Genomic DNA, 15,679 nt, shown 5'->3' with positions numbered 1-15,679 from the left:
CTGAAAAGACAGGGACACGCCGCCTGTGGCGAAAGCATGTCCCTGATAAGGTCAAACAGCCGAATCGAACACGAACGGCGTTTAGTGGGCGATATTGCTCCACTCAGCGTCGTCGAGCCAGCTTTTGGGCTGATGCAGGAATTCAAGCACATGCTCTATTAATACGACGTGCTTGTGTTCTTCGTCGGCAAGAAGACTGAAAGCGCGCTTAATTTCCGGAAGTTTTTCTTCGCCGGATTTCTCGCGATAAAATTTCTCAGTTTCGGTTTCGAGATGCTGGGCTTTGGTCCAGGCAGCAATTACATCGTCGCCAAAGTTGAAATCATTGCCGGTCTTGGGCAACTGCTCGAAAACAGTCTTGGCAGTGGCAAGAATCTGTGTGCCGAGTTCAGACATGGCTTTGGCCTCGTGAACGTCGCCATCGCGGAAGCGCTTGAATATCTCATAGTGCTTCACTTCGTCGCCGGCCAATTGCAGCCAGATTTTCTTAAGCGCGGGATTATTGGTTTTTGCAGCTTCGCTTTCATAGAAATGCTGCCCATCTTTTTCCATTTTCATTGCAAATTCGAAGACATTCATAGCAACTCCTTATTGTGGCGTCGTAGCCAACACTTTGAGAATATAGCGAAATTGCATCGGACAATCAAATGAAAGTGCAAGAATCAGGAGAATTTGGTCAATTTAGGCGGGTTACGAGAAGCTGCTCAGAGTCAACGATTTAGACCACAGGATCATAATGTTACCTTCGGATTCGATGTTGAAGCAATAAATCGGACGCGAATCTTGATAGTCTCGGCAAGTTTGAGCAGAAGCATTTTGGGACGGGGAATGCCGTAGTCATCGAGTTTTATCTCGAAAGTTGCAGTGACGAGAATCGCCTGGTTTAGCGTGTCGCTTGGTGGGAGCAACTCTACGCTAGCAGGGGCGGTGATCGGCAAGGTCTTGCCGTGTACAGAGAAATCGCCGGAGATGCTCAGATTAGTTTCCGTTGCTGGAGACAATTGCGCCGGCAATCCTGAGACAGATTTGAGCACAAACTCAATATGTGGAAACTGCGCCGTATGAAGATGGCGCTCGCGCATATGCTCATCGCGCAATTCGATTCCAGTTTTCAGTGACGCTGCATCGACGCGGATGCGCCCGCTTGCCGGAGAAGTGGTGTTCGCCGGATCGAAGCTAACAACACCGACAATGGCATTGGTTGTGCCCTCGATGAACTCCAATTTGGCATCGGAGGCGAAGGTCACGTTGTCGGTTTCTGGTGCGCCGCTAACGTAAAAATCGGCGGCGGACGCTTGAATGCTCGCCGAGACTACTATTGCCAAGGCGACGAGAATCGCATTGATGCATCTATTCTTCATAGTGTTTTCTCCGGACTAGTTGTTGAGCGCACCTTCATCGATCCAAGTGCGGATCGTTTCTTGTTCGGCGCTGGTAAGGGTATCGGAAAAGCGCGGCATACGAAAATCGAGTCCCAATTCCCGGTAGCGCGGGCTGATCGAAATGTACAGCGCGCTGACTCCAGCTTCTCCGGGAACGATGATACGACCGTGCAGTGGGCTGACCTTCAATATGTCGTCGTAGCTGGTGACTTTGAGATCGTGCTGAGGATTGACATCGCCGTGACAACTATTGAATGCACAGGACCGCAAGAGGATCGGCTGGACGTCGGTAGTGAAGAATACGGTCGGGTCCGGAGGCGGAGGACCGCCGCCATTGTCATCCTTGACAATGGCCCCGTGGTCGCTACAGGCTGAAAGCGAAATGCTAGCCAGAAGCAGAAGTGTGATTCCGACGGCATTCCACAGTCGATTTATGGTCAGATTAAGTGATATCATCTTCCTCTAATAGCTTACATGAAGTTGCACGAAGAAATCGACCTGGTCTTTACGGGGGCCGTCGCCGATGTAAGTAATTGCCGGGCGCAGTTCGACGAACGGAATCGGGAAGAACTCACAAGAGAACCTCCAAAATTCGTTTGTGCCCGTTTTGGCGCTCCAGTCCGGGTCGTGAAAGTTGTATTCACTTATGAAGTACAGCCCGTAGACAATTCGCGATGCCATATGGGCGTAAAGCGTGCGTTGTTCGTTGCCTTTGCCGACAGATCCGATTTCGCCCATGAGGGTGAACCTGTCATACGATACTCCGCCGAAAATGGATTTGGAGATTGGATACCCCCGATAGCTGCCATTGATGGCTTCCGATTGACGCCAGGAAAGTCCAGTCAGATAGCCAATAGAGCCGATGGCGCCGGCTCGGAATGAGTGCAGAGCTGCGACCCGCTGGCCATCCGGCTCGTAAAACTCAAGTGTGATGTTCGAACCATCAAAGAAATTGCCACCGACAGAGAGACCATCAACATTTAGTTCCGGCCCCAACAAGGGGACGGTGCGTACATACGCATTGTGATCTGAGTCGCGCAGTCCGTACGCCGGGTAGAAACGACCGGCCTTGATCCAATAGTGTTCATCTTTGAATTTCAGGAGCAAGTAGCTGTCTTTGACATAGGTCTGACCGAATGTCAAGTTGTAGCTGATGTTTTTGAGCAACTCAAGATTTAGGTAGAGATCTGTCTGCATACGGAAAAACCGGCCTTGATCCAGATACAACATGCGATAGTCAATGCCGTAAGTCACATTGTCGGAAATGCGGGGTTTCAGGCGATACGGCTCAACCAATTTCTTCGTGCTTTGCAGGCAGAGTTCGTTGTACGAAACGGCGAAATTTCCAAACTCATTGCGCATTCCGCCTCCATTAGGGCTGACATGGCAGGTGACGCATGGCGTGGCATGCTCCAGTGACAATCGCGGTATGCTGTAAATCGATATCGTTGTCAGAGCCAGAAACGAGAACAGGAAAATTCCAAAGATTCGCAGTTTAACCGTCATGATTCCTCAACCCGCAGCGGGGGCTGCTTGAGCGCAAAAGAGAATAGCCTACATTGATAGAGACGCGCGCGCCTCATAATCGTACAGTAAATAGGTCAATTTTCTACATTTGGTTGGCAATGTCAAGGCAACTTCGGAAGATAGTATTGAGGGGCAATGACGAAACGGGGAGTTATTTTGTCATCGTTGTGTCACGATGGTGCTGACCTGCGATGATCAGACGAATGATTGCAGCACGTAGTTGGAGAGATTGACCGGGAGTTCTTGCGGGTCAACGACTCTGACGATATGGCGCCCAAATTCGCCGACCTCGTTGCGAGAGCTTAAGTCGACTTCTTCAGCCATATCGAAAAGACTATTGAGATTCCCGATTACTTTCACTATTGGGCGGAAGAGATCATGCGAATTTCGGGCAATCACGAGGCCAAGAGTTTGATCATCAAGCAAGAGCAGTGATCAGGGCGGGTACACGGAGACAGCTTTGACGAACATCTTGACCAACAATGGATCGAATTTCTGCCCTGCTTGTTCAAGCAACTTGCGCAAGACGTGATCGGGCGACATTGGATCGCGGCGGTAAACGCGGCCGGAAGTAAGGGCGTCAAACACATCGCAAATCGCAACTATCTTGCTGTAGAGATTGAGATTGCGGCGGAAGCGCACCAATGGATATCCGGTGCCGTCGAGATTGAAGTGGTGCTCGAACGCAACCAACATGGCGCGACATGTGTTGTCGTCGAACGGCATGGTTTTGGCAAGTGCAAGCACGCCATAGGTTGGGTGTTTGCGCATCAATTCCCATTCGGCTTCATCGAATTCGGTTGGTTTGTTGAGAATCTGAAGTGGCAAGCGTGTCTTTCCGATGTCGTGGAAAAGGGCGGCGAATCCGAGATGTGCCAATTCGGCTTTAGTCAATTGCAAAGCTGAACCGAGGCAGATGGCATAAACGCACACATTGGTCGAATGAAGGAAAGTATACTCGTCGTGTGCGCGCAGAGCAGTCAATTCAAGCAAATATCGGTCGTTCGAGACAACCTGGTCAACGAGGGAGTGGACAATACGATTGGTGTAGGTCAAATCGACACTGCGACTGGCGCCAATGCTGGCGACGACAGATTTGAGGTTGCTGATGGCTGAGAAGAACGTCCGTTTGGCGAATTGACGATGGCGGCGAGTCTCGTCCATATTCTCCGAAGTCTCGAACACGGGCGGCAGGACTTCGATGTAGTCCAGCCGATGCTTGGCAAACTGCTGCTGCAAGCTGTCGTAGTCGGCGTTGCCGTTGTCTTCCGCATCATTAAGAAGTTTTGCCAAAACGATTACATTCTCTTCGCTGACGCCGGTATTGATCATTAGTCCCGAAATGTGCAATCTAAGAAAGAGATGCAGGAGGTAACCAGAGTTGGACTCAATGTCATACTCGGTTTTGAGGCGAACTCCGCAGAAGAAGAGATAGCCTGCCTGGACTTGCAGAGTAAGGTCTCCGTATTCGGCGAGAAGATCATTGAGTTGACGAACGAGCGCCTGCTGCTGGTTAATGAAGTTGTTGTTTTCGCGTTCATAAAGCCGCGCGGTTTTGAGGAAGATCCGCAATTGATTGACCAAAGCCGTGCCATGTTTTGAGAATGCAGCTTCTTGTGCCGGAGTAAGGAGAGTGCTGACCGTGGGGTCATTGGATGCGGACATTAGATTTCCTCCCGGCGTTTGTTAACGAAGGATCGGGCTTTGCGTGCTGCGACGGCGATGTGGTTCCGACTGTCGGTAGACAAACGATCCAACATTTCTGTTGCCTGCTGGCGCGGTGAGTATGCCAAGGCAGCAATAATGGCTTCTTGAAAGCGATGAAGTCGAGCCTTGTTGAATAGAGCGGTCTTTGAAAGAATCTCTGCGCACACAGCAAGTGATTCTTCGCTGCCGCAAGTAACCAGAGCTTCGAGAATCTGGCGCATTTCCGCCGGCGGCGAATCGGGAAAGTCTTTTTCGCGGACGACATCCGTCAATCCCTGGCAGGCGGCGCGGCTGTGATTCTGGCCCAGTTCGCGTGCCGCGTATAGACGGATTTTTTCCGATTCATCGCGCAGCATGGTCTGGAGTACGCCGGCTGCTTTATCGCCGCCAAGTTTGCCCAGCGCCTTGATGACTTCGGTCTTGACACGAGGTTCATTGTGTTTTGCGGCTTTAGTAAGGAAAGGCACCGCTTGAAGAGTCTTCATCTCGCCCAGGACCCAAACGACGTTTCGAGCCACGTACCAGCGGCTATCGTAAACGGCGCTACCCAGAATGTCGATCTTTTCAAACCCCTTCTTTACAAGTAAATCGCAAACCATCTTGCGGGCCGGGTATTGCGACAACTCTCCCAACATCCAGAGAAGATTATTGAGTGATTCCCAGCCTAGCAGGGACAAGTAGCTTTCAACTGAAGCAAGATCGACATCGGTTTTTGTATTCAGAATATTCGTTACCATTTTCAGTCGGACGCTATCGCCACAACGAGCTTCGAATTCCTTGAGGCGTTTCTTGACAACGTGCGACTCAAACTCATCGAGTTCCAAGAGCCGGCGGACGCTGATGATGATATCGCAGAGTGTGAGGAAATTGGCATCGCCAATGAGGCGGTCAAATGTCGATTGCAGCGCTTCGGCGGTCAACCGCATATCCTGCGGGCCGGAATTTTCCGAACAGAGTTGGATCAGGAGATCGACGACTTCGCGCTTTGTATTCTTGGCACGATCCTCGCTGATCATACCGGCGAGTGCTTGTTGTTCCACAGTGCTGAGTTTGTCCGGCTCGCCGAAAGCCTGAACCATCATCTGATGGGTTTGTTCGGCCTGGGCCAATGGCGCATGACTGCTGTTTGACCAGGAGATTTTACTTCCGGGTATGTATGAGGCGCGGGTTCCGGCAAAGGCATGCTGTGATTGGTCGGCAGAGAATTCAGGAAACATTCCGGAGACTTCACCGGTCTCGAAAGAGTCGATGACCTCGTAGCGAATATTCTCGAATGATGCCTTCCAAAAGCAATTCACAATATCTTGTGGCTCATCGCCCTGACTTGAGCAGGTGACGAATGCATCAAAGAATGCATCTATTTCATTCGCGTTGATAGAAGGTTGAATTTCGAGTAAGCGGATGCCATTGCGGTGCATGATGTGAGCGATATTGTCACTATTCGTCGGTCCGCGGAAAACTGTTTCGTCGCCGGCATCGAAGCCGTCAATCGTGACAGAGAGACATATTCTATCTGAATGCTCAAAGAAACGTGCAAGTTGGTCGCGGAAGATGTGCTTGAATTGTTGAGGAATCGGATGTTCGGGAGGATACTGACGGGAAGCGCGCAGACCCTTGCCGAGGCTCAGGATCAAGTCGCGCAGCTCGGCAATCTCACCGACGCCGTACGCTGTGTTGGACGGCTGATGCAGGTTTTCCAATCAACTTTCCTTCATGCAAGTATTTACATCCAAGTTCGTCAAAGGCATGTCGGCGCTTTAGCAGCTGTCTGAAATCACCTTCAACTCCAGGTACCGATCGGACAAGAGAATTGACGTTGTTTCAAATTGGAGCACCTGGAAAGATGGGCGGGAGAAATGATAGCTAAGAATGTGGATCCAACGCCTGCGAGAGTTTTCCACCGGCACGGGCAAGCTGTTTCTTGGCAACAGAATATTCAGCGGACAGCAGGTGCATAGCAATGGCCGTTTTGACCTCACCATGTGATCGCTTCAGTAGAGCAGAAGCTTCGGAGTAGTTGATTCCCAGAGTTTCGACCAGAATCCGGCGTGAACGTTCCGCGAGCTTTTGCGAAGTTGCGCGCAAGTCAACCATTAAATTGCCATAGGTTTTGCCAATCTGCACCATGGCGGCAGTCGTTATCATGTTGAGAATTAGTTTCGTAGCGGTGCCAGCTTTGAGTCGAGTTGAACCGGTGAGAATTTCCGGTCCGAGTACCGGCGCGATTACAAAATCGACGAAGGATGGCTTCTTCGGAAGTCGATTGCAGGAGATGAGAATGCACTTGGCTCTGTTCTTTTTCGCGAATTTCAGAACGGCCAGCGGGTATGGTGTGCGGCCCGATGCAGCAATGCCAATAACGGTATCGCGAGCCGTGGGCTTGAGTTTAGCGATGTCCTTAACAGCAGCAGATTCGTCATCCTCGACACCTTCCCGAGAACGAACCAGTGTTTGGCGACCACCGGCGATTACTGCCTGTACCATTCGGGGTGGAACTCCAAAGGTAGGAGGGCATTCTGCAGCATCAAGTACTCCCAAGCGTCCCGAAGTTCCGGCGCCGGCATAGATTAATCGGCCGCCTGATTGGAAGGAAGCAGCAACAAGATCGACGACACGAGCAATTTCGGGAATGATTTTTGAGACAGCAACAGCAACTGTGCGGTCTTCGCGATTCATGAGATCGAGAATCGCGCGAGTGTCAAGTCGGTCAAGGTTTTGCGACGACTTGTTGCGCGACTCCGTGGTTAATCCTTGGAGTTGCTCGTAAAGCTTCTTGCCCATTCTTATGAGCCGGCCACCGCCGTAATTGTCTTGCGCGGCGAAATATAGATTGAGCCGATTTGACCGGTGACTCCCACGCGGTCGATATTCTCGACGAATACACCATCTGGTATGGTGAATGGTATATTGGGAGAGGCTATGGGCTGTTCGATTCGAGAAACCACCCAGACATTGTAGGTGCCGGTTTTGTAGGTGCCCTGCGAATCGCGAAATGCGTCGCGGGGTATTGTACCTTGTGTTCCCGAAATCAGGTTGAAAGAGCCGACCGCAGAATTCAACGACGAGCTTGGCTCAGTGACAATAAAGTAGCTGCCGGTGACATTCTCGAAGTCAGACGCTGTCCAAACGACGTTCACGACATTTGTAGAGCTGAAGACCTGATTGCTTGGAAGTTGCTCAAAATTGAAGGTAAAAGTATCAGGGACGACGATCATCTGCTGGAACTGGAAAGGATCGAGCGGAGTCGTAATCGATATTAGTGAGGTGTCAGACAACAAGTCAGGGTCGAGATTTGCAGAGTACTTGCCGTTGCCAAGTGACTGGACAGGCAGGTCGTCGACCTTGAGTACGGCGGAAATGAATGCGGCATCGTTCTTGAATATCTCAGCGTAAACGTTAACGAAGCCCGTCTCGCCGTTTCGGGCAAGAAGCATATTGATTTTCCAATTACTCTTGGTATTGCCGTCGGTGCTCGTATCGCCACATGAGACCAAGAGTGTTGTTGCGACAACGGTCATTGCAGCAATTAATAGTAAGAACAGCTTTCTTCTCATTTTTATCCCGCAATTCTAATGTACATAGAGTTGGCGATCAGGTTAGTGGACTATCATTTATATACTTATCGGCAAAACCTGCGCCAATCTGAAACATGATATCTTGTGTGGCTGTACAGCTTCAACTAAAAAATAGAGCTGTCGGCTACTCAGGCAATTTCGGTGTATCAACACCGTTGATATTCGCGAGATCGAGAGCAATATCTCCATCGAACACCATGCCAATTCCTTTCGCCCAGATTTCCGAGTAACGTGATGTATCTTCAATGACGGTTCCGCTCTTGAGATAGACCTTGCTGATATAGTCGTAGTCAAGCTTGAAACAGCTATCGAGATCAACGTTATTTACCTTTCTGGTAATATAGCCGTCAAATGAGAGGGCACCGTAGCTCCGAATCGAATCGGCATCAGAAGTGAAGGCATCACTGACCAGCCCGAGTGAAGAGAACTGGAACGGAGTTCCCTTGGTCATGTTAAGTGGAATCTGGAGCGGCGGATCAAACCAAAGGAATCCGTCAAATAGATGCTGAGAGAAGCTCTGGGCATTGATTGACCAAGCCTGATCGGTATCAGGTCCTTTGAGAATTCGTTTGCAAAGGACGCCGTTTATAGTAGTATCGCCATCGACCTTGCGGATGGTGTTGCCACTATTGTAATACCAGGTATCGCCGTTTCCCATGGGAAAGTATGAAGCGGCATTGACCATAACAACCTTGACTTCGGGTTCAACCGGATCGCTGCACCCGACGAAAATCGCGACAGCAGCAAAAATGGTCAGAAAGGGGATAAGTATTCTCAATCATCCTCCGCGGATAGGATCACAATTTCTCTATATTTATCGGCTCCAAAGTTCAACAACCTAAAGACGTATAAGTTTCGTTATTATCGAGATAATTAACTTTGAAAGTAGCCGGAAAGCCGGCACCCTACTATACTAAAGGACGGTAATGCAAAACCCCTTAGCACAAGAAGTTCACGAATTAGCTTACGCACTGCATAAGCGTTCGATTGAGATTCGACGCGATCTTCACCGGATTCCCGAAACGGCATGGCAGGAGGTAAAGACCTCCGCCTATCTTAAGAAGAAGCTCTCCGACAATGGCATCAAATTCAAGTCAATTGCCGGAACCGGAATATTGGCAGAAATCTCATCCGGTAAGGGGAAATGTGTCGCGATTCGGTCCGATATCGACGCCTTGCCGATAGAAGAGCAGACGGGCTATCCGTTCAAATCGACCCATCCAGGGCGGATGCATGCCTGTGGTCACGACATGCACATGGCTACGGTTACAACAGCGGCCATTATGCTGTCGAGGCTGAAAGAGCATTTCCGCGGGACCATTAAAATTCTCTATCAACCTTCGGAAGAGGAGCCGCCGGGCGGGGCATTGAAGCTGATAGACCAAGGCGCCCTTGAACGGCCAAATGTTGATATGATTTTCGGGCTTCATGTCAATTCTGCCTATCCGACCGGTACAATTGCGGTTCGTGACGGTGCGTTTTTTGCCGGTGTACTTGACTTTGACGTGACAATCAATGGAATTGGCGGACACGGTGCAATTCCGCATCGGACTGCTGATCCGATCGTCTGCGGATCGGCCCTGGTAACGGCATTGCAGACAATAGTGTCGCGCAATATTGATCCATTTGAACCTGCCGTAGTCACAATTGGTAGAATTGAAGGGGGGACGGCGCGAAACATTATTCCAGGAAGCTGTCGACTTTGCGGCACTGCCCGGGGACAAAGCGCAGCAACGCTCAATACGCTGAAGAAGAGAATTGGGATGATTGTGAAAGAAACGGCGAAGTCTTTCAACTGCAAAGCGGAGATCAACTATATAGCGAGCTACCCGCCACTTATCAATCAACCTGAGGCGAATAAATTCATCACAGATTCAGCCAGATCGCTCTTTGGCTCCAACAGCATCAAGAAGATTGTCAACCCATCGATGGGCGGAGAAGATTTTGCCCGCTATGTCCAGTTGGTGCCGGGTGCCATGTTCTTTCTTGGCGTGGGCAATTCCGGGATAGGCGCAAATCGTGCGTGGCACCATCCGAAATTCAAGGCTGATGAGGATGCAATTCCCGTCGGAGCGGCAATCTTAACCAAGTCAGCGATCGATTTTCTGAATGAGTAGACTGCTTGTCATAATGATATTGCTTGGCCTGGTATCGGAAGCCAATGGGCAACGCATATACAACTACTATCGTCCCGGTGACTGGGTAAGCTTTACAAATTCACGGTATGTCACTGGAATCGGGCGCGGATTCAATACGATCTACTTTGCTACGACAGGGGGCATACTTCGCTATGACAAGGCATTTGACAAGTGGCTTGATCCATTGACGGTCTCAGACGGGATGCCGGATAATCGCATCCGACGCATTGCCGTTGATCGACTCACTGATGACATTTGGGTCGAAACTCCCAGCGGGAATAGCTACTTCAATCCGGGATTTCAGGATTGGTCAACAATAGCGAATTTCCCGACGGAAAAGATTGAGCCTGCCGGAATTTCGGTAAATCAGCTGCCTCATTTCTTTGTACCGCAAGGCTACTCCTACTTTTCGCCCGGAATACTGACTGATCGAGAGATGGCGCAGTTCCGTATTACGCAGATTCTCGAGGACGACAATGGAATTGCCTGGATGGGGATTTGGGGAATCGGTCCGGCGAAGGGTGATTTGGCAATCAGCGATTTGGCAGTGTTGCCTCAGGGACCGTACGACGATGACATCGTTGCGATGGATGCCGATGGTGACGAATTCTGGTTTCTCGGCGGTGGCGACGGTCTACCGGGAGCCATCTCTGCATATAATCGGTCTAACAGCGAGTGGGGAGTACTTCGATTCACGTTGGGACCACGGAATCAACTCAGATATCTACTATGCCGTGGCACACGATGCCAAGAATGTTTGGATTGGCACCGAGAATGGATTGGTCAGAATGGACCGCAAATCGCGGGCATTTCGATCGTACAGCCAGTTTGACGGGATTTCCGGAGATCGAGTAACGGCGCTTCTACCGGTGAAAAACAATCTGATTATCGGCACCGATCGCGGAATATCGGTTTTTGATATCCGTCGCGACTCCCTTTACGATGCCAATACGGATATCATGTTGCAACGGGTCATTTATGATCTCGCCAAAGGTGATTCGGTAATCTATGCTGCGACGGATCTTGGTATATTCTCGCTGGTTTGGGGTGGGAGTGAGTGGAAGAGGATATTGCTCGATTCGCCGCATCTTCGTGCGGAGGTATATCAAATCCAAGTCGTAGATTCATTGCTATACTCTGTCGGCGAGGATGGGGTCATAATTTTGAACCTCAAGTCAATGGCGAGTCGAGTTTTTGATCGAAACAGCGTCTTCAAGAATGCCGACCTGACGGCAATGCTCGTGCACGACAACGTCATTTGGGCCGGAGGAGTCAGCGGACTCTATCGATACAATAGCCGGAAGGACAATTGGTATCGTTATACCACGAATGATGGTCTGATTAGTTTACGGGTACGGTCGATCATTGGCGATGGCGATTATGTGTGGATCGGTACGGAGCGCGGCATCAGCAGATTTCGTTGGAACGATTTTGACCGCAGTGACTGGCTTCAGTAGCCGCTCAATACCCTTCGATTGATGTCACTAAACAAACTTCCAAAAATAAGCAACCTCAGTGCACTCTTTTGAGTAAATTATAATCTAACAGGGCGAGTGGAAGAAATCCCTCTGTCCGCGGGTAACTACCTGAAGGCAGGAGACGTGAACGTTCAATTGCGTGCTAATTTCGGCATAGCTACAAAGACAACCAGGAGTTTGAGTGTCATTGCGACAATGGCGCTTCTTCTTGGTTTGTTTGGTTTTGGCCGAGTTAGCGCCGCGGACACTGACAGTTTTTCTGCTCAAGCACTCGTTCCAGACGGAAAGATTCTCGCGACAATTCCAGTTCAGTTTGACGGGGTCGGTTCAAAGGAACTTGCCATTGTGATCAGCAATGAGCAACGTGGGCTGCGGCTTCTGGTTCACAAAGAATCGACAGCGCGCAATTATGAGGTCACCCCGGCGATTTCAATAGACTTGCCGACCTCGGTGTTTGCTGTGCAGGCCGTTGACCTTGACAGTGACGGGCGAACTGAGCTTGCCTTGCTCGGATTAGAGACCCTGCATGTAGTTGATTGGGACGAAGGTGGATTTGGTGCGACTGCCAAGGAAATTGCTCGATTTGAGCGTCTCTTCGCGATTCCTCGACCGGATTTTGTCGTCGAGTACGAGTTTCTTTTTGATCTGAATAATGACCGCAGCTTCGATGCGATACTGCCTTGCTGGGACGGTATTCGCGTACTTAAGCGGGAGAAGACAGGGTTCACGCCGGTCCGCTTGGTAAAGATCGAACATGGCTCGACGGCGAATTTGGGAAAGAACTTGCTGTCGTCCGGTGCTCATTGCGGCCTTGCGATTACGTTGCCGACGCTTGCAGCTTCGGATCTCAACACTGACCGGACCAAGGATATAATGGTCGCGTCCGGCAGCGGGCTGGCAGTTTGTTATCAAATTGGCGACATGCAGTTTTCTGAGGCACCAAGTCAGCTTTTGGAGGTCAGGCCGGCATTTCTTGACAATCTGAAGTTCATGTCGTGGGGATTTGGCGATCTCAACAATGATAAGATAGTAGATTACTGCCGCGTTTTCACACAGGGCGGTCAAGATGAATTCAAGACAGTGTTGGAGATTTATCTCGCCGGCGGTCAAATCGGTTTCGCGCAAAGGCCCTCAAAACGGATTGTTCTCGATCAATACTGCCTTGGCTTGGTTGTCGCGGACTTGGACGATGATGGTGTGGCGTCGGCAATTCTGGCAACGGTCAGTGTCAGCCCAACGAGTCTTGTGAAGTCACTCTTGGTGAAACGGATGCAAGTTGATCTGAGTGTTTATCAACCGCAGGGCGGTGTGCTCTCGGAGCAGCCGGCGTCAGTCAAGAAAGTCAGCTGTGCTATTGATTACTTCAGCAACGGTGTGCCAACGCGGCTGGTCGGTTGTCTTCATGGCGATATGGATCGCGACCGTATGAATGACTTGGTGAGCCTAAATGATGATGACGAGATAGAAGTGTTTAAGGGAGCACAAAATCCGCAATTCTCAGACAAACCGATTCTGACGCGCCAAGCGGGTCGGTGCACGTGGTTGGATGCGATTGACCTCAATCTCGACGGAAAAGCCGATTTGATTCTTCATTCAGTCGATGAGACCGGCCGCGATGTCGCGACTTTGCTCTGGTCAAAATAATCAATTCATTTGACTTCATCAGCAACTGCAGTTAATTTGGCACGGTGACCCTAAGAGAGTAACTGCAACCGCCAAAGGAATGTAGCGTTATGGACACTCAGCTTCCGGAATGTCTCAAATGCAAGGTCGGCCGACTGCTCCCGCTTTCCGACTACGGGCGTGACGGGGCTGCGATTCGCTTCAAAGCCTGGGCCTGTTCGAACCCGGAGTGTGGCTTTAATCTGCGGATTGATAACGGTGAAATTTCATTCGGCAAGACGATCTTGCCGTCCAATAAGTAGTCGTTTCCGCAGCGCGTGAGGTGACATGCGCATTAACCCATTCAACAATTTGACATTGAAAATCGGGGCTGTTCTGCTTGCTCTGCTGCTTTGGGTCCACGTGGCTACCAACAAAGCGTATGAGCATCAGTTTGATGTCGAACTACGGCTGGTTAACGTCCCCTCCGGATTAGTACTTGTCAGTGATTTCCCAACAACAGCGACAATTCGCGTCAAAACTACCGGCAAGCAGTTGATTGCGCTTTCTGCAAAAGAGATCGTAGTCCAGGTTGATGCTTCTGAATTTACGGAAGGATCGATTGAACATGATCTAACCGACCGAATTGCAGCAGCGGCTTTTGATCAGGTCTATGAACGAGTCGAAATCGTGTTTCCGCGGAAGCTATTTCTGCGATTTGAGCGGGAAGCACAGAAGAATGTGCTGATCGAAAGCCAGGTAAAGGCTACCGCGGCGGATGGTTTCTTGATTGTGAATCGACCCCGGATAGAGCCGGAGATGATCAGTGTCTCGGGACCGGCAAGTATAGTTCGGAACTTGAAGAAAGTTGCGACAGCCGGTGTTGAGCTTAACGGGCTGACAACTTCGACCTCGCACAAAGTGAAGTTAGTGATTCCTGATTCTATGCACATCAAGCTGAGTGATTCGGCAGTTACACTTTCGTTCAACGTCGAGCCGATGGCAGAGCGAACGCTTGACAGTCTGTCGATCCGAGCGCCCCGGGAATTTGACGATTCGCGGCTCGTATATTATCCAAAGCAGACTTCGATTCGAGTAGGATTTCCTTCTTCAATGCGCGATTCGATTGACCTCAGGCAGGTGCGGGCAACTTTTGAAGTCGAAGGGGGCTATCGCGATTCGATCCGGGCGGCGCTTGTTTATTCTCTTCCCAAAAATGCGACTATCATCGGCCACCATTTGGATTCGGTACAGATTTTGAGTCGCTGATGAAGATACTCGGCATCGAAACATCATGCGACGAAACGGCGGTAGCGGTCGTAGAGGACGGCAAGCGTGTTCTTGCTGATTTTGTCTATTCCCAAGTTGAGCATTCGGAGTTTGGCGGAATCGTACCGGAGATAGCCTCGCGGCAACAACTTCGAAAGATCACGCCGGTATACGAGACATGCAAGAAGAACTATGATATTTCGCCATCGACTATTGATGCGATTGCAGTAACGCGGGGACCCGGCTTAATCGGATCGCTGATGGTGGGCTTGAATTTCGCGAAATCGCTTTCCTATGGCTGGAATTTGCCGCTGATCGGAGTCAATCATCTGGAAGGACATATCTTTGCCAATCTGCTGGCAGATAATGCTCTTCAACCGCCATTTATCACGCTGATAGTCTCAGGCGGCCATACGTTGCTTGTCAAGGTCGAAGATTGGTGCCAATACACGATTCTCGGTTCAACCCGCGATGATGCGGCAGGTGAGGCTTTTGACAAGGTCGCGAAGCTGCTGGGGCTTGGCTATCCGGGCGGTTATATGATCGATCAACTTGCCAAGGTCGGCGACCGCGAGTTCTATCGATTTCCAAGGGCACATTTCAAGAAGGGGGAATATCAGTTTTCGTTTTCAGGTCTCAAGACTTCTGTCGCAGTATACCTCAAGGACAAGTCGGACGAATTCCGAGCCGAATATCTCAATGATATCTGTGCATCGTTTCAGGAGCGAGTTATCGATATGCTGGTTACGCCGTCGCTAAATTCGGCGCAAGATCACGGAATCGAACTGGTTGCCGTTGGAGGCGGGGTGGCCGCTAACTCGCGATTGAGGGAGGCGTTTGTCGAGCGAGCTGCTGAAAAGGGCATCAGAGTATTGTTTCCCGCGTTCAAGTACTGTACCGACAATGCCGCGATGATTGCTTCAGCAGGCTACTACAGGCTGGCCCGCGGCGAGCAGTCTGATCACTCGTTGGTTGCAGTGCCGTATCTACCGCTGGCGTAG

At 50.4% G+C, this 15,679-nt stretch carries 17 protein-coding genes; 7 read left to right on the top strand and 10 right to left on the bottom strand.

Annotation, left to right across the window (positions count from 1 at the left end; all coding sequences use genetic code 11):
* Window positions 1-81: 81 nt before the first annotated feature.
* From IPH59_13375 to IPH59_13330, 10 genes are all read right to left on the bottom strand, one after another.
* The gene (locus tag IPH59_13375; GenBank protein ID MBK7092689.1) at window positions 82-579 is read right to left on the bottom strand and encodes a ferritin family protein; all 498 of its coding nucleotides are present in this window, start codon (window positions 577-579) and stop codon (window positions 82-84) included.
* 152 nt (window positions 580-731) lie between these two features.
* Window positions 732-1,361, bottom strand: a complete 630-nt coding sequence (locus IPH59_13370) for a YceI family protein (protein MBK7092688.1) — start codon at window positions 1,359-1,361, stop codon at window positions 732-734.
* A 15-nt stretch (window positions 1,362-1,376) separates the two neighbouring features.
* Window positions 1,377-1,838: a hypothetical protein gene (locus IPH59_13365; protein ID MBK7092687.1), complete on the bottom strand. Its 462-nt coding sequence runs from the start codon at window positions 1,836-1,838 to the stop codon at window positions 1,377-1,379.
* Between the two features lie 6 nt (window positions 1,839-1,844).
* Entirely contained in the window at window positions 1,845-2,888 is a 1,044-nt protein-coding gene (locus tag IPH59_13360) for a hypothetical protein (protein MBK7092686.1), read from the bottom strand.
* Between the two features lie 216 nt (window positions 2,889-3,104).
* Entirely contained in the window at window positions 3,105-3,335 is a 231-nt protein-coding gene (locus IPH59_13355; protein MBK7092685.1) for a hypothetical protein, read from the bottom strand.
* Window positions 3,336-3,344: 9 nt separating this feature from the next.
* A complete protein-coding gene (locus IPH59_13350; protein MBK7092684.1) occupies window positions 3,345-4,574 on the bottom strand; it encodes an HD-GYP domain-containing protein in 1,230 nt (409 codons plus the stop codon).
* A complete protein-coding gene (locus tag IPH59_13345) occupies window positions 4,574-6,316 on the bottom strand; it encodes a HEAT repeat domain-containing protein (protein ID MBK7092683.1) in 1,743 nt (580 codons plus the stop codon). Before IPH59_13345 ends, IPH59_13350 begins: the two co-directional genes overlap by 1 nt.
* A 163-nt stretch (window positions 6,317-6,479) precedes the next feature.
* On the bottom strand, window positions 6,480-7,397 hold the full coding sequence (gene murQ / locus IPH59_13340) for an N-acetylmuramic acid 6-phosphate etherase (GenBank protein MBK7092682.1): 918 nt from the start codon (window positions 7,395-7,397) through the stop codon (window positions 6,480-6,482).
* A 2-nt stretch (window positions 7,398-7,399) separates the two neighbouring features.
* On the bottom strand, window positions 7,400-8,170 hold the full coding sequence (locus tag IPH59_13335) for a hypothetical protein (GenBank protein ID MBK7092681.1): 771 nt from the start codon (window positions 8,168-8,170) through the stop codon (window positions 7,400-7,402).
* Between the two features lie 145 nt (window positions 8,171-8,315).
* Window positions 8,316-8,969 (bottom strand): hypothetical protein, encoded by a 654-nt coding sequence (locus IPH59_13330; GenBank protein MBK7092680.1) that lies wholly within the window; start codon window positions 8,967-8,969, stop codon window positions 8,316-8,318.
* A gap of 148 nt (window positions 8,970-9,117) precedes the next feature.
* On the opposite strand from IPH59_13330, the gene IPH59_13325 reads away from it, so the two are divergent.
* From IPH59_13325 to tsaD, 7 genes are all read left to right on the top strand, one after another.
* Window positions 9,118-10,308 carry an amidohydrolase gene (locus tag IPH59_13325; GenBank protein ID MBK7092679.1) on the top strand — a complete coding sequence of 397 codons (1,191 nt, stop codon included), beginning with the start codon at window positions 9,118-9,120 and terminating at the stop codon, window positions 10,306-10,308.
* Window positions 10,301-11,161 (top strand): hypothetical protein, encoded by an 861-nt coding sequence (locus IPH59_13320; GenBank protein MBK7092678.1) that lies wholly within the window; start codon window positions 10,301-10,303, stop codon window positions 11,159-11,161. Before IPH59_13325 ends, IPH59_13320 begins: the two co-directional genes overlap by 8 nt.
* Complete coding sequence (locus tag IPH59_13315; protein ID MBK7092677.1) at window positions 11,118-11,786, top strand: hypothetical protein; 669 nt, start codon at window positions 11,118-11,120, stop codon at window positions 11,784-11,786. The genes IPH59_13320 and IPH59_13315 overlap by 44 nt, the downstream gene beginning before the upstream one ends.
* Window positions 11,787-11,930: 144 nt before the next feature.
* A complete protein-coding gene (locus IPH59_13310; GenBank protein ID MBK7092676.1) occupies window positions 11,931-13,451 on the top strand; it encodes a VCBS repeat-containing protein in 1,521 nt (506 codons plus the stop codon).
* A gap of 89 nt (window positions 13,452-13,540) precedes the next feature.
* Entirely contained in the window at window positions 13,541-13,732 is a 192-nt protein-coding gene (locus IPH59_13305) for a hypothetical protein (protein MBK7092675.1), read from the top strand.
* A gap of 25 nt (window positions 13,733-13,757) precedes the next feature.
* Window positions 13,758-14,678 carry a YbbR-like domain-containing protein gene (locus IPH59_13300; GenBank protein ID MBK7092674.1) on the top strand — a complete coding sequence of 307 codons (921 nt, stop codon included), beginning with the start codon at window positions 13,758-13,760 and terminating at the stop codon, window positions 14,676-14,678.
* Window positions 14,678-15,679 carry a tRNA (adenosine(37)-N6)-threonylcarbamoyltransferase complex transferase subunit TsaD gene (gene tsaD, locus IPH59_13295; protein MBK7092673.1) on the top strand — a complete coding sequence of 334 codons (1,002 nt, stop codon included), beginning with the start codon at window positions 14,678-14,680 and terminating at the stop codon, window positions 15,677-15,679. Before IPH59_13300 ends, tsaD begins: the two co-directional genes overlap by 1 nt.

The sequence above is a fragment of the bacterium genome (genome assembly GCA_016708315.1).
In the GTDB taxonomy this organism is placed as follows: domain Bacteria; phylum Zixibacteria; class MSB-5A5; order CAIYYT01; family CAIYYT01; genus JADJGC01.
This window is presented reverse-complemented; position numbering and strand designations above follow the sequence as displayed.

Coding starts and splice junctions, on each gene's coding strand:
- IPH59_13375 (MBK7092689.1), bottom strand. CDS start 579: ATGAATGTCTTCGAATTTGCAATGAAAATGGAAAAAGATGGGCAGCAT.
- IPH59_13370 (MBK7092688.1), bottom strand. CDS start 1,361: ATGAAGAATAGATGCATCAATGCGATTCTCGTCGCCTTGGCAATAGTA.
- IPH59_13365 (MBK7092687.1), bottom strand. CDS start 1,838: ATGATATCACTTAATCTGACCATAAATCGACTGTGGAATGCCGTCGGA.
- IPH59_13360 (MBK7092686.1), bottom strand. CDS start 2,888: ATGACGGTTAAACTGCGAATCTTTGGAATTTTCCTGTTCTCGTTTCTG.
- IPH59_13350 (MBK7092684.1), bottom strand. CDS start 4,574: ATGTCCGCATCCAATGACCCCACGGTCAGCACTCTCCTTACTCCGGCA.
- murQ (MBK7092682.1), bottom strand. CDS start 7,397: ATGGGCAAGAAGCTTTACGAGCAACTCCAAGGATTAACCACGGAGTCG.
- IPH59_13335 (MBK7092681.1), bottom strand. CDS start 8,170: ATGAGAAGAAAGCTGTTCTTACTATTAATTGCTGCAATGACCGTTGTC.
- IPH59_13325 (MBK7092679.1), top strand. CDS start 9,118: ATGCAAAACCCCTTAGCACAAGAAGTTCACGAATTAGCTTACGCACTG.
- IPH59_13320 (MBK7092678.1), top strand. CDS start 10,301: ATGAGTAGACTGCTTGTCATAATGATATTGCTTGGCCTGGTATCGGAA.
- IPH59_13315 (MBK7092677.1), top strand. CDS start 11,118: ATGGACCGCAAATCGCGGGCATTTCGATCGTACAGCCAGTTTGACGGG.
- IPH59_13305 (MBK7092675.1), top strand. CDS start 13,541: ATGGACACTCAGCTTCCGGAATGTCTCAAATGCAAGGTCGGCCGACTG.
- IPH59_13300 (MBK7092674.1), top strand. CDS start 13,758: ATGCGCATTAACCCATTCAACAATTTGACATTGAAAATCGGGGCTGTT.
- tsaD (MBK7092673.1), top strand. CDS start 14,678: ATGAAGATACTCGGCATCGAAACATCATGCGACGAAACGGCGGTAGCG.